Genomic DNA, 16,151 nt, shown 5'->3' with positions numbered 1-16,151 from the left:
AAGCGGACAACATGTGAATGTCAGGGAAGTCATGTGAATACCGGGGGCGTCATGTGAATGCGGATTCCGGTCCGCGCGGGTGACCGGTCCGGCCGCAATCCTTCCCCGGCGGCGAATCCACCCATCGGATGAACGTGCCCGCCCGGCCGCATGTCCGGGGTCCGCCGGACGCAGTGTGTGGGTGCCGTCCCGACGACCGGGACGGCATCGAAGGAAAGGTCACGCACGTCATGCGCACTGAGGCCATCGACCGGGTCGCCCTCGTCTTCTCGCTCTTCGACGCCAACGGCAACGGTCATCTGGACCCGGAGGACTTCGAGTTGATGACCACCCGGGTGATCGCGGCGGCCGAGGGGGCGGACCCCGCGGCGCGCGAGCGGATCGCGGCCGCGTTCCGGCGGTACTGGGAGACGCTGTCGGCGGAGCTGGACGCCGACCGGGACGGAAAGATCACGCCGGACGAATTCCAGGCGTGCGTCCTCGCTCCGGAGCGATTCGCCCCCACCGTAAGGGAGTTCGCGGAGAGCCTGGCCGCCCTGGGCGACCCGGACGGGGACGGTCTGATCGAACGCCCGCTGTTCCTCGCGCTGATGGACGCCATCGGTTTCCAACCCGCACACGTCGACGCCCTTTTCGACGCCTTCGGGCCCGACTCCTCGGACCGGATCACGGTCGAGAAGTGGATCGGCGGCATCGAGGACTTCTACGCGCCGGACAAGGCGGGCATCCCCGGGGACCGACTGGTGGGCGCGCGGGGCTGAACCGTGGACCCCGCCGGAACAAAGGGAGCCGAGGAAGAAGGGAGCGGCCGGGTGACGGTCGTCGGACTGGCGGTGGGCCGGGGCACGGGCGCCGAGATCGCCGCCGTCTTCGAACGGGTGCTGGGTCACCTCACCGAGGCGCACGGCGTCCCGGTAAAGGTGGAGCGCTCGGGGCGCGTCTACGACTCGTACGTGTCGCTGCGCGGCGCGGGCGTCGAGCGGACCGCCGCGCGCACCGCCGAGGACGCGGCTCATTACGAGCGGTTCTGCCGGGAACTGGCGTCCCGGGGAGCAACCGCCGTGTTCCGTACGGCGATCAACGCGCAGTCGCTGTACCTGGTACGGCAGCGACTGCGCGCCGTGAAGGTGGACGCGCTGGGCGGCCCGCCGGACGGCTCCGCACCGGAGCTGCTGCTCGTCCGCGACCAGGCGCAGGGCTTCTACACCGGGGACAACGCCCACTCCCCCGGCCGGGTGGTCCGGACGATGGAGTTCAGCGAGGAGATCACCGGCGAGGTGCTCGACCGCGCGCTGCGCCGGGCGCGGAGCCTGTGGCCCGAGGGCGGGGCGGAGCAGGTCGTGATGGCGTACAAGTTCCATCTGCTGGACGGGGCGTTGGACGACTGGGTGAGACGGGCGGCGGACCGGCACGGGGTGAAGATCCGGCTGTGCCAGCCGGACACCGTGAACCGCGATCTGATCACCCATGGTCTCCCGCCCCGCACGGTGATCGTCGCCGGGAACGAGTGGGGGGACATCATGCATGTGATGCTGCTCGACCGGTTCGGCGGCGAGCGGCAGGAGACCCGCTGCACGGAGAACGTCCACCTGCGCCCGGACGTGGCCGACCTGGTGGAGTACCAGACGGTGCACGGCTCGGCGGACGACCTGGAGGGCCGGGACGCGGTCAACCCGGTCGCGGCGATCCGGGCGGCGGCCGTCGTCGCCGAGCGCCACGTGGGCTGTCCGGGTGCGGTGGCGGCCGTGGAGACGGCGCTCGCCGAACTGACGCGGCGGGGGGTGTGCACCGCCGACCTGGGCGGGGAGGGGACGACCAGCCAGGTGGTGGACGCCCTGCTGACGGCGCTCGGCCCGGTGTCCGGGTCGGACCCCGGGGCCGGGCGGGACTCCGTGCCGGTCGCGCGGGACTCCGTGCCGGTCGCCCAGCCCGCGCGGGGTGCCGGGGAGTCCCCGGCCGATGCCGTGGTCGCGGGGGCATGACAGGCGTGGGCGGGGGCACGGCGCTGGTCGTCGTCGACCTCCAGGCCGACTTCTGCGGTCCGTCCGCCGCCGCCCGGCACGGCCACGACCCGGCCGTCCTCGCCCGCGCCGCCGAGAACTCCGCCCGCGCCGTGGCGGCGGCGCGGGCGGCGGGCACCGAGGTGGTCTTCGTCCGCTTCCTGGGGGACGAAGACCACCAGGGGCCGAGCTGGCGCCGGCGCGACCGGGCGCTCGGCAAGCGGCCCAAGTGCGTCTCGGGTACCCCGGGCGCGGAGTTCCACGGGGTCACCCCGGCGCCCGGGGAGGCGGTCTTCACCAAGTACGCCTGTTTCGACACCTTCCTCGCGGACGGCTTCGAACGGCATCTGCGCCGACGCGGCGTCCTACGGCTGGTGTTCGCGGGAGTGTTCCTCGACGTCTGCGTGGACTCCAGCGCGCGGACCGCGTTCCAGAAGGGGTTCGAGGTGTCGGTGCTCACCGACTGCACGGCGCCGCTGCATCTGCCCGAGCAGCTGATGCTCACCTTCATGCGGCGGGTGTACGGCGCCCGCCTCACCACCCGCGCGGACCCGGAGCTGTGGGCCGCGCATCCCGCGACACCGGGCCCGAGCGGCCATGCGACCGAGGAGGAGAGATCACGACCACCGTCACCACGCCCCGACCCGGTCCCGGCGACCCCGGCGAATCCGGCGGTTCCCAAGCCTCGGGAGCCTCGGGAGTGGACGCGGGCGTCGGAGTGACCGCGCTGCTGGTCGCCGCCGCCCGCGCGATCGAGACGCACCGCCCCGACGCGCTCGCCCGCGACCCGTACGCCGCGCACTTCGTCCGCGCGGCCCGTGCCTCGGCCGGCTGGCCGCTGCGCCCGGAGCAGGTGCCGGGCGGGGACGCCGACCCGGTGTGGGGACGGCTCGGCCGGTACTTCGGGCTGCGCACCCGGGCGCTGGACGACGCGCTGCGGACGGCGGCCGCCTCCGGCACCCGGCAGTTCGTGCTGCTGGGCGCCGGGCTCGACACCCGGGCGTTCCGGCTGGACTGGCCGCCAGGCAGCACGGTCTGGGAGGTGGACCGCCCTGACGTGCTCGGGTTCAAGGAGCGGGTGCTGGACTCGCTGGGCGCCGTCCCGGTGGCCCGGCGCGTGCCGGTCGCCGCCGATCTGCGCGAGGACTGGGCCACGGCCCTGCTCCGCGCCGGACTCGACCGGAGCGCGCCCACCGGCTGGCTGGCCGAGGGGCTGCTGCTCTATCTGCCCGCCGACGCAGAGCGCCGGCTCCTGGTGAAGGTCGACGAGTCGAGCGCTCCGGGCAGCACCCTGGCGTACGAGGTGAAGCTCCACCGCGAAGTACGGGCCGTGCGGCACAACCCGGTGTACACCGCGACCCGGGAGCGTCTCGGCATCGACCTGCTCGCGCTCTTCGACGGCGATCCGCGCCCGGACTCGGCCGCCGATCTGGCGGCCCGGGGCTGGCGCACCCGGGTCGACTCGCCGTACGACCACACCCGCCGCCACGGCCGGGGCCCACGGCCAGAGCCGGACGACGCGCTGGCGGTCAACCGCTGGGTGTTCGCGGTCAAACCGGCGGGTGGCCGGGGCGGTTGACCGCTCCCCCGGCCACCCGCCGGCTCAAGGAGTCGAAGGGCTGGGGCTCGTCAGCGGGCCGAGGCTCGTCAGCCCTTCAACACCTCGTCGATCCGTGCCAGTTCCTCCGCCGCGAAGTCCAGGTTCCGCAACGCGCCCACGCTGTCCTCCAGTTGGCGGGGGCTGCTCGCGCCGACCAGGGCCGAGGTGACCCGGCCGCCTCGCAGCACCCAGGCGAGGGCGAGCTGGGCGAGACTCTGGCCCCGGGACGTGGCGATGCCGTCCAGGGCGCGCAGCCGGGCGACGAGGTCCTCGGTGACGGCGTCGGAGTTCAGGAAGGGGCTGTCGCTCGCGGCGCGGGAGTCCTCGGGGATGCCGTCGAGGTAGCGGCCGGTGAGCAGGCCCTGCTCCAGCGGGGAGTAGACGATCGAGCCGACCCCCAGGTCGTCCAGGGCGTCGAACACGCCCTCGTCCTCGGGGCGCCGGTCGAGCATCGAGTAGCGCGGCTGGTGGATGAGGAGAGGGGTGCCCAGCTCGGCCAGGATGCGGGCAGCCTCGCGGGTCTGCTCGGCCGGGTAGTTGGAGACGCCGACGTAGAGCGCCTTGCCCTGCTGGACGGCGGAGTGCAGCGCACCCATCGTCTCCTCCAGCGGGGTGTCGGGGTCGAAGCGGTGGGAGTAGAAGATGTCCACATGGTCCAGCCCCATACGCTTCAGCGACTGGTCCAGTGAGCTCAGCACATACTTGCGCGAGCCCCATTCGCCGTAGGGCCCCGGCCACATCAGGTAGCCCGCCTTGGTGGAGATCACCAGTTCGTCGCGGTACGGCGCGAAGTCCGCCTTGAGCGCCTCACCGAGGGCGGACTCGGCGGCGCCGGGCGGCGGGCCGTAGTTGTTGGCGAGGTCGAAGTGGGTGACGCCGAGGTCGAAGGCGCGGCGCAGGATCGCGCGCTGGGTCTCCGCGGGGCGGTCGGGTCCGAAGTTGTGCCACAGGCCGAGCGACAGGGCGGGGAGCTTCAGTCCGCTGCGTCCGGTGCGCCGGTAGGGCATGTCGGCGTAGCGGTCGGGGTGTGCGGTGTACAACGCGACTCCAGTGGGGTGGGCACTCGGTGTTCCCGGCCGCCGGGTGTCCGGCAGCCTCCCCCACTCTTTCCCGGAGCCCGGTCAGCGGTCCAACAGGAGAATCCGATGGGTTTGAGCGAGCGCACTTCTCAATGCGGTTAGGCTTCCGCCTCATGGAACTGCGTCATCTCCAGCACTTCGTCGCGGTCGCCGAGGACCAGCACTTCACCCGGGCCGCCGAGCGGCTCATGGTGTCCCAGTCGGGCCTGTCGGCGTCCATCCGGTCGCTGGAGCGCGAGCTGCGGGCTCCCCTTTTCGTGCGGACGACCCGGCGCGTGACGCTCACCGAGGCCGGGCGGGCGCTGCTGGTGGAGGCCGAGCGGGTGCTCGCGCAGGTCCGCGCCGCGCACGAGGCGGTGGCCGCGGTGCAGGGCGTGCTGCGCGGCACGGTGGCGCTGGGCACCGAGCAGTGCATCGCCGGGGTCCGGGTGGCGGGGCTGCTCGCGGCCTTCCGCCGGGAGCACCCGGACGTGGAGATCCGGCTGCGCCAGACCGGTACGGGCACGCTCGCCGAGGAGGTGGCGGCGGGCCGGCTGGACCTGGCCTTCGCCTACCGCACCCGCACGGACGGCGACCAGTTGCGGGCCGTACCGCTGACGAGCGAGCCCATGACGGTGCTGTGCCATCCGGAGCACCGGTTCGCCGAGGCCGGCGCGGTCCTCGCCCCGGCAGACCTTGCGGGCGAGGTGTTCGTGGACTTCCACCCGGACTGGGGTCCGCGCCGGGCGACGGACGCGGCGTTCGCGGCCGCCGGGGTACGGCGCACGGTCGCCCTGGAGGTCAACGACGTGCACGGCCTGCTGGACCTGGTGGACGAGAACCTGGGGATAGCGGTCGTCCCCCGGCACTTCCGGCACAAGCGGTCCTCGCTCACCGCGTTGCCGCTGAAGGGCATGGGCGAGGCGGCGTACGAGACGGTGGTGCTGCTGCCGCCGGAGCGCGCCACCAGCCCGGCCGCCCGTGCCCTGCTCTCGCTGCTGGGCACCGAGGAGGCGGCCGTACCGGCGGAACCGGCGGTGACCGGGCCGCTGGGCGAGGTGTGACGCGAGGTGTGCGGCGCCCGGCGTGACGCGCCGTCAGGCCATCGGGGCGCGGCGGGCGCGGGGATGGGCGAAGGTGGACCCATGCATGCCAAGGACATCCTCATCGACGGCTTCGGCCGCGTCCGGGAAGAGGTCCACGCCGTCCTGGACGATCTCGGCCCCGACGAGCTGCACACGCGCCCCGCGCCCGACGCCAACACGATCGCCTGGCTGGTGTGGCATCTCACCCGGGTGCAGGACGACCACATCGCCGACGCCTTCGGCCTCGACCAGGTGTGGCTGTCCGACGGCTGGGAGAAGCGCTTCGGGCTGAGGCTTCCCGCGCACGACACCGGCTACGGGCACACCCCGGCGCAGGTCGCGAAGGTCCGGGTGGACTCGGCGGACCTGCTGACCGGGTACTACGACGCGGTGCACGAGCAGAGCCTGACGGCGCTGCGCTCGGTCACGGCGGGCGACCTGGAGCGGGTGGTGGACGAGCGCTGGAGCCCGCCGGTCACGCTCGGGGTGCGCCTGGTGAGCGTCCTGTCCGACGATCTCCAGCACGTCGGACAGGCCGCCTACGCACGCGGGCTGCTTCAGACGGCGTCCGCGTAGCCCGGCAGGATGACGTCCTCGATGAGGGCCTTGCGCTCGTCGAACGGGATGAACGCGCTCTTGACGGCGTTCACCGTGACCGTGCGCAGGTCCTCGGCCGTCCAGCCCGCCTCCTCGACGAGCAGGGACATCTCCCGGGTCATCGTGGTGCCGGAGACCAGCCGGTTGTCGGTGTTGAGGGTGACCCGGAAGCCGAGGTCCTTCAGCTCGGTGATCGGGTGCTCGGCGATGGAGGTCGCGCAGCCCGTCTGGAGGTTGGAGGTGGGGCACATCTCCAGGGCGACACGGCGGTCGCGGACCCAGCCGGCGAGGCGGCCGAGCTTGCCGTCCACGATGTCCTCGGTGAGGCGGACGCCGTGGCCGATGCGCTGGGCACCGCACACCTGGAGCGCCTGGTGGACGCTGGGCAGGCCGTACGCCTCGCCCGCGTGGATGGTGAACGGCACGCTCTCGCGGCGCAGCAGCTCGAAGGCGGCGAGGTGGTCGGCGGGCGGGAAGCCGTCCTCGGCGCCCGCGATGTCGAAGCCGACGACGCCCGCGTCCCGGTAGGCGACGGCCAGTTCGGCGGCCTCCTGGACCCGGTCGAACATCCGCATCCCGCACAGCAGGGTGCCCACGCGCACGGGCGTCCCGGCAGCGGCCGCCTTGGCCATGCCGGAGGCGAGACCCTCCTGCACGGTCTCCACGACCTCGCGCATCGTCAGGCCGCCCTGGGTGTTCAGCTCGGGGGCGTAGCGCACCTCGCCGTAGACCACGCCGTCGGCGGCGAGGTCGAGGACGTACTCCTCGGCGACGCGCAGCAGGCCCTCGCGGTGCTGCATGACGGCGAGGGTGTGCTCGAAGGTGCCTATGTAGCGCACCAGGTCGCCCGAGCCCGCGGCCTCCACGTACCAGGCGGCCAGCTCGTCGGGGTCGGTGGTGGGCACGGTGTGGCCCACCGAGGCCGCGAGTTCGACGAGCGTGGCGGGGCGCAGAGCGCCGTCGAGGTGGTCGTGCAGCACGGCCTTGGGGAGCCGGCGGAGGGTGTCGGTGTCGATGCGGGGCGCGGTCATGGCGGGCTTCCTCGGCGGATCGTGCGGGATGCGGGGGTTCAGGCGGCGGGCTGGAGGAGGTCCCAGCGGTTGCCGTAGAGGTCCTGGAAGACGGCGACGGAGCCGTAGGACTCGTGGCGGGGCTCCTCCAGGAAGGTCACCCCGGCGGCGGTCATGCGCGCGTGGTCGCGGGCGAAGTCGTCGGTGTGCAGGAAGAAGCCGACGCGTCCGCCGGTCTGGTCGCCGACACGGGCGCGCTGGGCGTCGTCCTTGGCGCGGGCGAGCAGCAGACCGGTGCCGTCGTTGCCCTCGCCGGGTACGACCACGACCCAGCGGGCGCCGTCCGGGCGGGGCTCGTCCTCGGCCAGCCGGAATCCCAGTGCCTCGGTGTAGAAGCGGATGGCCTCGTCGTAGTCGTCCACAACGAGGGTGACCAGGGCAACGCGTCGCATCGGGGCCTTCCGGTGGGGGTGGTTAGCGGGAGAGGTTATACGTAAAACCTGACGTGCGCCAGTCACCTTCGGCGGGGGCCGCGGCGTGCTCGAACGGGCCGGGCGCGTCCCCTGGCTGGTTTGTTTGCCCGGACTGAGGGGCGGTGCCCCGGTGAACGGGCACCGCGCCCCAGCCCGGAGAGACACGCGGTTCAGTCCGCGTCGCGGTGCAGCGCGTTCAGTCGGGCCAGTTCTTCGCCGGTCAGCTTCAGGGCACCCGCCGCGATGTTCTCGCTCAGGTGGTCCGGGTTGCCGGTGCCGGTGATGGCGAGGACGTGGGAACCCTGGTGGAGGGTCCACGCGGTGCGGATCTGGGCGGGGCGGACGGCGTGGGCGCGGGCGATCTCCGTGACCGCCGCCTCGGCGCGCCCGGCGGCGGCGCCGTGCTCACCGCCCTCGCCCGCGACGGCGTAGTACGGCACGAAGGCGATGCCGCGGTGCCGGCACATCTCCAGGAGCGCGTCGGCGTCGGGATCGGGCAGGTCGAGCGCGTACCGCTGCTGGACGGAGACCACGGGGGCGATCTCCAGTGCCTCGGTGAGGTGGCGTGGCCGTACGGAGGAGATACCGAGGTGCCGGATCAGGCCCGCCTCGCGCAGCTCGGCGAGGGCGCCGAAGTGCTCGGCTATGGACTCCTGCCGCATTCGGCGGAGATAGACGAGGTCGAGATGGTCGCGGCCGAGCTGGCGCAGGTTCTCCTCGACATGGCCGCGCAGTTGGTCCGGACGCGCCGAGGTGCCCCACTCGCCGTCCTGCTCGCGGAAGGGGCCGACCTTGGTGGCGATGAGCAGATCGTCGGGGTACGGGGCCAGCGCGGTGTTGAGCAATTCGTTGGCGGAGCGGAGCGCGGAGAAGTAGAACGCGGCCGTGTCGATGTGGTTCACGCCGAGCTCGACGGCCCGGCGCAGTACGGCGATGGAGCGCCCGCGGTCGCTCGGGATGCCCTCGTGGAAGGCGGAGCTGCCGGTCAGGCGCATGGTGCCGAAGCCGGTGCGGTGGACGGGGAGGTCGCCGAGCTTGAAGGTGCCCGACGCTGCTGCGGTGATCGTTTCGGCGGTCATTCGGCGGAGTTTCGCACACCGGAGCGAACGGGACACGGGGTTTCGGACGCCCCCGCGCCCCGGACAGACGGAGCCCGATGTGACGGCGGGCCCCGCCGGGCGAGAATCGTCGGTATGACGATCACCGCGCATCCGCTCGTCGCCCGCGCCCGGCAGCTCGCCTCCTCCCTGCTGGAGCCCGAGGCCGCGCGGGTGGACCAGGAAGGGGTGCCCGCCGGTCATGTCGAGGCGGTCAAGCGGTCGGGGCTGCTGGGGGTGACGGCGCCTGTCGAGTACTGCGGGGCGGGGGCACCGGCGGCCGTGCTGCGGGAGACGGCGGAGATCCTGGCCGGGGCGTGCTGCTCGACGTGGTTCGTGCAGACGCAGCACCACACCCCGGTGCAGACCCTGGTGCGGGGTGAACAGGCCGCGCGGGAGCGGCTTTTGGGCCCGCTGGCGCGCGGGGAGCTGCTCTCCGGAGTGGCCTACGCGCATCTGCGGGCGTACCCGAGGGTTCCGGTGCGGGTACGCCAGGAGGGCGTCGGCCGGCAGTTCGACGGGAGCGTGCCCTGGTTCACGGGGTGGGGCCTGAACGATTTGATGCTGCTGGCCGGGGTGGCGGATGACGGCGAGGTGCTGTTCGCCTTCGTCGAGGCCCGTGAGCAGCCCGGGCTGCGGGCCTCGGCGCCCATGCGGCTCGCCGCGCTCTCCGCCGCCCGGACGGTCTCGCTGGAGCTGGACGGTCTGTGGGTGCCCGAGGAAGCGGTGGCCCTGCGCGTCCCGTACGCGCAGTGGGCCCCGGGCGACCGCGCCAAGACCCTGAACGCCAGCCCGGCGGTCTTCGGCATCGCCTCCGCCGCCCTGTCCCTGCTGGACGAGGACACGGCCGCTCCGCTCCACGCCCGCCTCGCCGGCATCCGCCGCCGCGCCTACGCCCTGGCCGACCACCCCGAGCCGCTGGAACACGTCGAGGAACGTCTCGCGGTGCGCGCCGAGGCGTTCGAGGCCCTCACCGAGGCGACCACGGCCGCGGTCGTGGCAGGCGGCGGACGGGCGATGTCCCTGACCGCCCGCGCCCAACGCCTCGCCCGCGAGGGACTGTTCCTGCTGGTGCAGGGTCAGACGGCGGAGACCCGGGCGGCCCATCTGCGAGCGCTGGCGGGGTGAGCGGGACCCTTCCTCAGCGGGGTCGAGGCACCCGCCGGGACCCGGTACGCGTCCCGCCCGTCACCCCCCGGCGTCCACCTCCGCGTCACGGCGGACTGGGCCGGATGGACCGCGCCGTACGGTCCGTAGGCGTCGAGCGCGGCCCGGGCGGCCGGCGGGCCGAGGGGGACGGACGCGCCGCGCGTGACGGAGCCACGCGGTCGCGGTCGGCCGATCCCGGTCGACCCGCGTGGGCTCAGTCCTCGGCCCGCTTCTCCAGGACCACGAGGAAGCTGTCCGACTCCAGGTCCATCACCACGGTCGCCGGGCGGCCCTCCGCACGGCGGGCCGCGGCGTACTCCTCCGCGGGCCACGATCCGCGGGGCGAACCTGCGGGAAACCGCTCCAGCACCTTCGCGACCATGGCGACGAACACCTCCGGTGGACGACGGGACGTGCGACGTGTACTCCCCCGTCTGCCCCGGAAGAGGACGGCCACGCACCGTACGCCGGTCGCTGCCAGGCCGCGACCTCGACAGGCGCCGTCCGCCCGGCGCGGGCAGGCTGGGCGGAGGGCGGCACGCATCCGGAGAGCGCCCCCGAGGAGAAGCAAGGGGGCGGGGGAACCGGAGGGCGGGGAGACCGCCACGGCAGGAGACACCGACGCGGAGGACCCGGGACGATGAACGACGACGACGCCAGGGGCGGCCCGCTCTGCCTCGTGACCGGTTCCACCGGCTACATCGGCGGCCGTCTGGTGCCGGAGCTGCTGGAGGCCGGGTACCGGGTGCGCTGTCTCGCCCGCACCCCGCGCAAGCTGCGCGACCATCCGTGGGCCGGGCAGGTGGAGATCGTCCGGGGCGATGTCACCGACCCCGAGTCGACGGCCGAGGCGATGCGGGGCGTCGACGTGGCGTACTACCTGGTGCACGCGCTCGGCACCGGCGACGACTTCGAGGCGACCGACCGCCGCGCGGCGCGCAACTTCGGCAAGCAGGCCAAGGCCGCCGGCGTGCGCCGGATCGTCTACCTCGGCGGGCTCACCCCGGCCGACGTGCCCGAGGGCGAACTCTCCCCGCACCTCAGGTCGCGGGCCGAGGTGGGCCGCATCCTGCTGTCCTCGGGCGTGCCGACGGCCGTGCTGCGCGCGGCGGTGATCATCGGCTCGGGCTCGGCCTCCTTCGAGATGCTGCGCTATCTCACCGAGCGGCTGCCCGTGATGGTGACCCCGAGCTGGGTGCACACCCGTATCCAGCCCATCGGCGTCAAGGACGTGCTGCGGCTGCTGGTCGGCTGCGCGAGCCTGCCTCCGGACGTGAACCGCGCCTTCGACATCGGCGGCCCGGACGTGCTCACGTACCGCGAGATGATGCTCAGGTACGCCCAGATCGCGGGTCTCCCCCACCGGCTCATCCTGTCGGTGCCGATGCTGACGCCGGGTTTGTCCAGCCACTGGGTGGGACTCGTGACGCCGGTGCCCGCGTCCATCGCGCGGCCGCTGACCGAGTCGCTGCGGCACGAGGTGGTGTGCCGGGAGCACGACATCCGGCGGTATCTGCCCGAGCCGCCGGGGCATCCGTACGGCTTCGACGCGGCGGTGCGACTCGCGCTGCGCCGGGTGCGCGAGGCCAAGGTGGACACGCGCTGGTCCTCGGCGTCCCTGCCGGGCGCGCCGAGCGAGCCGCTGCCCACCGATCCCGACTGGGCGGGTGGCAGCCTGTACACCGACGAGCGCGAGACCGTGGTGGACGCCCCGGTGCGGGCCCTGTGGCGGGTGATCGAGGGCGTGGGCGGCGACAACGGCTGGTACTCCTTCCCGCTGGCCTGGAGCCTGCGCGGCTGGATGGACCGCGCGATGGGCGGGGTCGGGCTGCGCCGGGGACGGCGGGACGCCGAGCGGCTGCGGGTGGGCGACTCGCTGGATTTCTGGCGGGTGGAGGAGGTCGAGCCGGAGCATCTGCTGCGGCTGCGGGCGGAGATGCGGCTGCCGGGTCTCGCCTGGCTGGAGATGTACTCCTCTCCGGATGCCGAGGGCCGCAGCGTCTACCGCCAGCGCGCCCTGTTCCATCCACGCGGGCTGCTCGGCCAGGCGTACTGGTGGGCGGTCTCGCCCTTCCACTCGATCGTGTTCGGCGGCATGGTCCGCAACATCGCGCGCGCCGCGTGCCGCGAGCCCGAGGACCGCGCGAAGTCGCCGGCGCTGCGGCGGCGCAGGAGCCCGGCCGGCCGGCGCTGAACGGGCGCCCGCCGAAGGAACCCGCCCCCGGGTGCGTCCGCCGGACGCTCCCGGCCGGAAGAGTCAGCGTCCGTACCTCCCGCTCGTCCGTACCACCTCCTCCGGAGCCGCCCGATGAACACCTCGGTCGTCCTGTTCACCGCCGACCTGCGTCTGCACGACCATCCTCCGCTGCGCGCGGCTCTGGACGGCTCGCGCCAGGTCGTCCCTCTCTTCGTGCGCGACCCGGCCGTGGCCGCCGCGCACGACGCGCCCAACCGGCAGGCGTTCCTCGCCGACTGTCTGCGCGATCTGGACGCCGGGCTGCGCGAGCGCGGCGGTCGGCTCGTGGTGCGTTCCGGCGACGTGGTGGAGCAGGTGTGCAAGGTGGTCGCGGAGGCCGACGCCGACGAGGTGCATCTGTCGGCCGACGTGAGCGATTACGCCCAGCGGCGTGAGCAGCGGCTGCGCGACGCGCTGGAGGCGGACGGGCGCAGGCTGCACGTGCACGAGACGGTGACGGGGGCGGTCGCGCCCGGTGCGGTGACCCCGGCGTCCTCGGACCACTTCGCGGTGTTCACGCCGTACTTCCGCCAGTGGTCGGGCGAGCGGCTGCGGGACGCGGTGGCCGCGCCGCGCGCGGTGGGGGTGCCGGAGAACGTCGGTTCCGAGGAGCTGCCTTCCCGGTCCGCCGTCCCGGGCACCTCCCCCGGGCTGGCGGAGGGCGGCGAGGAGGAGGGGCGCAGGCGGCTGGCCGCGTGGCTGCGCTCGGGGGTCGGCGCGTACGAGGACCGGCACGACGACCTGGCGGGCGACGCGACCTCCAAGCTGTCCCCGCATCTGCACTTCGGCACGCTGTCCGCCGTCGAGCTGGTGCACCGGGCGCGGCGGGCGGGCGGCCCGGGCGCGGAGGCGTTCGTACGGCAGCTCGCCTGGCGGGACTTCCACCGCCAGGTGCTGGCCGCCCGCCCGGCCGCCTCGCACACCGACTACCGCACCAAGCACGACCGTTGGCGTTCGGGCCGCGACGCCGAGGCCGACATCGAGGCATGGCGCGAGGGCCGCACCGGCTATCCGGTGGTGGACGCGGCGATGCGCCAACTGCGCCACGAGGGCTGGATGCACAACCGGGGCCGGCTGCTGACGGCGAGCTTCCTGGCGAAGACGCTGTACGTCGACTGGCGGGTGGGCGCCCGGCACTTCCTCGATCTGCTGGTCGACGGCGACATCGCCAACAATCAGCTCAACTGGCAGTGGATGGCGGGCACGGGCACGGACACCCGCCCCAACCGCGTCCTCAACCCGGTCATCCAGGCGAAGCGGTACGACCCCGACGGCGCGTATGTGCGGCGCTGGGTCGAGGAGTTGGCGGAGGTCGAGGGACCGGCGGTGCACGAGCCGTGGAAACTGCGCGGCTTCGACCGGGCGGCACTCGGGGACTATCCGGACCCGATCGTGGAACTCTCCGACGGGCTGGACCGGTTCAAGCACGCACGGGGACGTGACTGAACGTCAGCAACCGCGCGACAGGGCATCTGATCAGCTCAGTTGATCGGTCCCGTACGCCGCCGTCAGGGTGGCCAGGGCGTCGGCGAGGCCGGTGGGGCGGACCATGCCCCGGGTCGGGCGGCCGGTCCAGCCGGGGCCGCCGAGCATGACCAGGGGCTGTGCGCGGGCGCCCCGTACGCCCCACGCGGTGGCCGCGACGTGCCGGGCGAGCTGCGGGGCCGCGGTGGCGCGGGACTGGGCCCACAGCACGACCGCCGCCGGGCCGAGCCGCCGTACGGCCGCGCCGAGCGCGTCGGCCGGGACGGCGGCGCCGAACATGCGGGTGGGGATGGCGCTTCGGGCGAGCGAGGCGTTGAGCGCCTCCAGCGGGAGCGTGTGCTGTTCGTCGGGGACGCAGGCCAGCAGGACGGGGGCGACGGAGGCGCCCACGGGAGCGGTGTGGCGGCGCAGAGCCGTGGAGACGTGCCAGGAGAGCAAATGCTCCACCTCGATGTAACGGTCCCCGGAGGAAGCCCACTTGCGGCCCACGGCGTGCAACGCCGGCGCCATCACGTCCTGCCAGGCGACGGTGAGGCCGAACTCGCTGATGGCGTGGTCCAGTTGCCGCGCGACGGCGGGCGCGTCCAGGCGGACGGCGGCACGGGCGAGCCCCCGGCACTCCTGGCGCACGTCCCCGAGGGGCAGCGCCCCGGCGGCCCGGGAGCGCGGCGCGGCCGGCGCGACGGGCGGGGCAGCGGCCGGGGTGTTCCCCTCCGGTCGGTCCCTCGCGGCGCGGGCGGCCTCGGCGGGCGGCACACCGGACGCGGTGAGGCGGCACATCGCCTCCAGGACGGCCACGTCGTCCGGGACCCAGCGGCGGTGGCGTCCGTCGGCGCGCGCGGCAGGGCCGATACCGTAGCGCCGGTCCCAGGAGCGCAGCGTGGTGGGCGAGACGCCGAGCCTGCGGGCCAGGGCGCCGGTGGTCAGGCCCGCGTCGGCGGAGGCGCGGCGCGCCGACGGCGGCGGCTCGGCGTCCGGTCCGGTGCGTACCGGTTTGTCGTCCATACGACGACTATACGACGCAGAATCGATGCGAGTTGTGGGCGTCCGCGCCCGGCTCACACGATGGCGGAACCGTCGTCCGTGAGGAGCCGAGGTCATGTCCCCGTATCCGGCCGCGCCTGCCGTCGCCCCCGCCGAGCCCACCGTCTCCCGGTGGGTGGCGGCCGAGGAGTCGTACGGCGACCAGGAGATAGCGCGGGGCCTGGTGGCGGGCGACGAGCGCTGCCTGGCCGCCGCCTACCACCGCTGGTCGCCCCTGGTGTACACACTGGCGCGGCGCGCGCTCGGGAACGCCGGGGAGGCGGAGGACGTGACCCAGCAGGTGTTCCTCGGCGTGTGGCGGGGCCGGGCGGGCTATCGCGCGGAGCGGGGACCGCTGCCGGGCTGGATCGTCGGCATCGCCCGGCGCAAGATCGCCGACGCGCTGGCGGCGCGCACCCGGCGCGCCGAGCTGGTCACGGCGGCGGGGACGGCCCTGCCGGGCCCCAAGGCCGCTCCGGAGCCGGAGTCGGCGCTGGACCGGGTGCTGGTCCGGCGGGAGCTGGGGCGCCTCCCGGCGGCGCAGCGGCGCGTGCTGTATCTGGCGTTCTACGAGGACCTCACCCAACCGCAGATCGCGGCCCGCACGGGGTGGCCGCTGGGCACGGTGAAGAGCCACGCGCGCCGGGGTCTGCACCGGCTGCGATGCGGAATCGAGCGCCCTGAGTCATTTTCCGCAGACAAACCGGCCCACCCCCTACACACAGGGCCATAAAAGGCGCAAAATATGAGGAACAGCGGTGCTGCATCGCTCACCCCACCAGCGCGGTCCAGCCCCGCACTACGCGAGGGAAGGGAGCACACGCTGACATCGCAGGACAACGAAGGACGCGAGGCCGGTTCGCCCGGGCGGACCGGCCTCCTCATGCCCTGCGGCGGACGTTGATGATCCGATTCCGGACGGAGCCGGGTCCGGGGGGACTGGCTCCGGTAATAGCGGGAACATGCCAAGGCAGCGAGGGCCCGGACCCGGAGGGGTGGATATGGAAATCTCAGGAATCATCAGCGCCATAATCATCGGCATCATCATCGGTGTGCTCGGCCGGCTGGTCGTACCGGGCCGCCAGCACATCGGCATTCTGCTGACCATCGTCGTCGGCATCGTGGCCGCCCTGCTGGGCTCCGCGATCGCGGCCGGGCTCGGGGTGGCCGACACGGACGGGCCCGACTGGATCGAATGGCTGATCCAGATCGCGCTCGCGGCAGCGGGTGTGGCGGCGCTGGACCGGTCGCGGGGACGCCGCTGACGGAACCGGCGTCGCGTCCCTTTGCGAGATGACGACGACCGGGGCGTGACGTCCCCTCCACGAGCCGACCGGA

General features: G+C 73.7%; 17 protein-coding genes. 11 read left to right on the top strand and 6 right to left on the bottom strand.

The window, feature by feature from the left end; genetic code table 11:
* Positions 1-230: 230 nt before the first annotated feature.
* The 4 genes from ACWEEU_RS09380 to ACWEEU_RS09365 are packed head-to-tail and all read left to right on the top strand — an operon-like array spanning position 231 to position 3,579.
* Complete coding sequence (locus ACWEEU_RS09380; protein WP_451730376.1) at positions 231-761, top strand: EF-hand domain-containing protein; 531 nt, start codon at positions 231-233, stop codon at positions 759-761.
* 51 nt (positions 762-812) lie between these two features.
* On the top strand, positions 813-1,982 hold the full coding sequence (locus tag ACWEEU_RS09375; protein WP_451730373.1) for an isocitrate/isopropylmalate family dehydrogenase: 1,170 nt from the start codon (positions 813-815) through the stop codon (positions 1,980-1,982).
* Positions 1,979-2,722: a cysteine hydrolase family protein gene (locus ACWEEU_RS09370; protein ID WP_451730370.1), complete on the top strand. Its 744-nt coding sequence runs from the start codon at positions 1,979-1,981 to the stop codon at positions 2,720-2,722. The genes ACWEEU_RS09375 and ACWEEU_RS09370 overlap by 4 nt, the downstream gene beginning before the upstream one ends.
* Complete coding sequence (locus tag ACWEEU_RS09365; protein WP_451730367.1) at positions 2,701-3,579, top strand: class I SAM-dependent methyltransferase; 879 nt, start codon at positions 2,701-2,703, stop codon at positions 3,577-3,579. Before ACWEEU_RS09370 ends, ACWEEU_RS09365 begins: the two co-directional genes overlap by 22 nt.
* Positions 3,580-3,647: 68 nt before the next feature.
* Here ACWEEU_RS09365 and mgrA read toward each other — a convergent pair whose 3' ends face one another.
* Positions 3,648-4,640: an L-glyceraldehyde 3-phosphate reductase gene (gene mgrA, locus ACWEEU_RS09360; protein ID WP_385739954.1), complete on the bottom strand. Its 993-nt coding sequence runs from the start codon at positions 4,638-4,640 to the stop codon at positions 3,648-3,650.
* A gap of 152 nt (positions 4,641-4,792) precedes the next feature.
* On the opposite strand from mgrA, the gene ACWEEU_RS09355 reads away from it, so the two are divergent.
* Complete coding sequence (locus tag ACWEEU_RS09355) at positions 4,793-5,722, top strand: LysR family transcriptional regulator (protein WP_451730364.1); 930 nt, start codon at positions 4,793-4,795, stop codon at positions 5,720-5,722.
* An 81-nt stretch (positions 5,723-5,803) separates the two neighbouring features.
* Positions 5,804-6,319 (top strand): mycothiol transferase, encoded by a 516-nt coding sequence (locus ACWEEU_RS09350; protein ID WP_451730361.1) that lies wholly within the window; start codon positions 5,804-5,806, stop codon positions 6,317-6,319.
* Here the strand turns inward: ACWEEU_RS09350 and ACWEEU_RS09345 are convergent.
* The 3 genes from ACWEEU_RS09345 to ACWEEU_RS09335 all read right to left on the bottom strand — a co-directional run bounded on the left by ACWEEU_RS09345 (position 6,301) and on the right by ACWEEU_RS09335 (position 8,902).
* Positions 6,301-7,371, bottom strand: a complete 1,071-nt coding sequence (locus ACWEEU_RS09345) for an adenosine deaminase (protein ID WP_451730358.1) — start codon at positions 7,369-7,371, stop codon at positions 6,301-6,303. The two genes, ACWEEU_RS09350 and ACWEEU_RS09345, sit on opposite strands and share 19 nt — an antisense overlap.
* A gap of 38 nt (positions 7,372-7,409) precedes the next feature.
* On the bottom strand, positions 7,410-7,802 hold the full coding sequence (locus tag ACWEEU_RS09340; RefSeq protein WP_451730355.1) for a VOC family protein: 393 nt from the start codon (positions 7,800-7,802) through the stop codon (positions 7,410-7,412).
* A gap of 191 nt (positions 7,803-7,993) precedes the next feature.
* Positions 7,994-8,902 (bottom strand): aldo/keto reductase, encoded by a 909-nt coding sequence (locus ACWEEU_RS09335; protein WP_451730352.1) that lies wholly within the window; start codon positions 8,900-8,902, stop codon positions 7,994-7,996.
* Between the two features lie 114 nt (positions 8,903-9,016).
* Between ACWEEU_RS09335 and ACWEEU_RS09330 the strand changes: the two genes are divergently transcribed.
* Positions 9,017-10,048 carry an acyl-CoA dehydrogenase family protein gene (locus ACWEEU_RS09330; protein WP_451730349.1) on the top strand — a complete coding sequence of 344 codons (1,032 nt, stop codon included), beginning with the start codon at positions 9,017-9,019 and terminating at the stop codon, positions 10,046-10,048.
* Positions 10,049-10,283: 235 nt separating this feature from the next.
* Here the strand turns inward: ACWEEU_RS09330 and ACWEEU_RS09325 are convergent, their stop codons facing one another.
* Positions 10,284-10,451 carry a hypothetical protein gene (locus ACWEEU_RS09325; protein ID WP_385739974.1) on the bottom strand — a complete coding sequence of 56 codons (168 nt, stop codon included), beginning with the start codon at positions 10,449-10,451 and terminating at the stop codon, positions 10,284-10,286.
* 258 nt (positions 10,452-10,709) lie between these two features.
* Between ACWEEU_RS09325 and ACWEEU_RS09320 the strand changes: the two genes are divergently transcribed.
* Both ACWEEU_RS09320 and ACWEEU_RS09315 read left to right on the top strand, forming a co-directional pair.
* Positions 10,710-12,263, top strand: a complete 1,554-nt coding sequence (locus ACWEEU_RS09320; protein ID WP_385739977.1) for an SDR family oxidoreductase — start codon at positions 10,710-10,712, stop codon at positions 12,261-12,263.
* 114 nt (positions 12,264-12,377) lie between these two features.
* Positions 12,378-13,751, top strand: coding sequence for a cryptochrome/photolyase family protein (locus tag ACWEEU_RS09315; RefSeq protein ID WP_451730345.1), 1,374 nt, complete (start codon positions 12,378-12,380; stop codon positions 13,749-13,751).
* A gap of 30 nt (positions 13,752-13,781) precedes the next feature.
* Here ACWEEU_RS09315 and ACWEEU_RS09310 read toward each other — a convergent pair whose 3' ends face one another.
* Positions 13,782-14,795 (bottom strand): MerR family transcriptional regulator, encoded by a 1,014-nt coding sequence (locus ACWEEU_RS09310; RefSeq protein WP_451730342.1) that lies wholly within the window; start codon positions 14,793-14,795, stop codon positions 13,782-13,784.
* Positions 14,796-14,889: 94 nt separating this feature from the next.
* Here ACWEEU_RS09310 and ACWEEU_RS09305 point away from each other — a divergent pair, with 94 nt between their 5' ends.
* Both ACWEEU_RS09305 and ACWEEU_RS09300 read left to right on the top strand, forming a co-directional pair.
* Positions 14,890-15,546 (top strand): sigma-70 family RNA polymerase sigma factor, encoded by a 657-nt coding sequence (locus tag ACWEEU_RS09305; protein WP_451730339.1) that lies wholly within the window; start codon positions 14,890-14,892, stop codon positions 15,544-15,546.
* 268 nt (positions 15,547-15,814) lie between these two features.
* Entirely contained in the window at positions 15,815-16,078 is a 264-nt protein-coding gene (locus tag ACWEEU_RS09300; RefSeq protein WP_199588183.1) for a GlsB/YeaQ/YmgE family stress response membrane protein, read from the top strand.
* Positions 16,079-16,151 lie beyond the last annotated feature (73 nt).

Source organism: Streptomyces sp. NPDC005004, assembly GCF_053600675.1.
Note: the sequence above shows the minus strand (reverse complement) of the source record. Positions and strands in the feature narration are given on the sequence as shown.

What these genes read in the sequence shown, in the direction of transcription:
- ACWEEU_RS09330 (WP_451730349.1), top strand. Translation starts at nt 9,017, where the DNA reads ATGACGATCACCGCGCATCCGCTCGTCGCCCGCGCCCGGCAGCTCGCC.
- ACWEEU_RS09315 (WP_451730345.1), top strand. Translation starts at nt 12,378, where the DNA reads ATGAACACCTCGGTCGTCCTGTTCACCGCCGACCTGCGTCTGCACGAC.
- ACWEEU_RS09355 (WP_451730364.1), top strand. Translation starts at nt 4,793, where the DNA reads ATGGAACTGCGTCATCTCCAGCACTTCGTCGCGGTCGCCGAGGACCAG.
- ACWEEU_RS09320 (WP_385739977.1), top strand. Translation starts at nt 10,710, where the DNA reads ATGAACGACGACGACGCCAGGGGCGGCCCGCTCTGCCTCGTGACCGGT.
- ACWEEU_RS09345 (WP_451730358.1), bottom strand. Translation starts at nt 7,371, where the DNA reads ATGACCGCGCCCCGCATCGACACCGACACCCTCCGCCGGCTCCCCAAG.
- ACWEEU_RS09325 (WP_385739974.1), bottom strand. Translation starts at nt 10,451, where the DNA reads ATGGTCGCGAAGGTGCTGGAGCGGTTTCCCGCAGGTTCGCCCCGCGGA.
- ACWEEU_RS09335 (WP_451730352.1), bottom strand. Translation starts at nt 8,902, where the DNA reads ATGACCGCCGAAACGATCACCGCAGCAGCGTCGGGCACCTTCAAGCTC.
- ACWEEU_RS09310 (WP_451730342.1), bottom strand. Translation starts at nt 14,795, where the DNA reads ATGGACGACAAACCGGTACGCACCGGACCGGACGCCGAGCCGCCGCCG.
- ACWEEU_RS09340 (WP_451730355.1), bottom strand. Translation starts at nt 7,802, where the DNA reads ATGCGACGCGTTGCCCTGGTCACCCTCGTTGTGGACGACTACGACGAG.
- ACWEEU_RS09380 (WP_451730376.1), top strand. Translation starts at nt 231, where the DNA reads ATGCGCACTGAGGCCATCGACCGGGTCGCCCTCGTCTTCTCGCTCTTC.
- ACWEEU_RS09305 (WP_451730339.1), top strand. Translation starts at nt 14,890, where the DNA reads ATGTCCCCGTATCCGGCCGCGCCTGCCGTCGCCCCCGCCGAGCCCACC.
- ACWEEU_RS09300 (WP_199588183.1), top strand. Translation starts at nt 15,815, where the DNA reads ATGGAAATCTCAGGAATCATCAGCGCCATAATCATCGGCATCATCATC.
- ACWEEU_RS09350 (WP_451730361.1), top strand. Translation starts at nt 5,804, where the DNA reads ATGCATGCCAAGGACATCCTCATCGACGGCTTCGGCCGCGTCCGGGAA.
- ACWEEU_RS09370 (WP_451730370.1), top strand. Translation starts at nt 1,979, where the DNA reads ATGACAGGCGTGGGCGGGGGCACGGCGCTGGTCGTCGTCGACCTCCAG.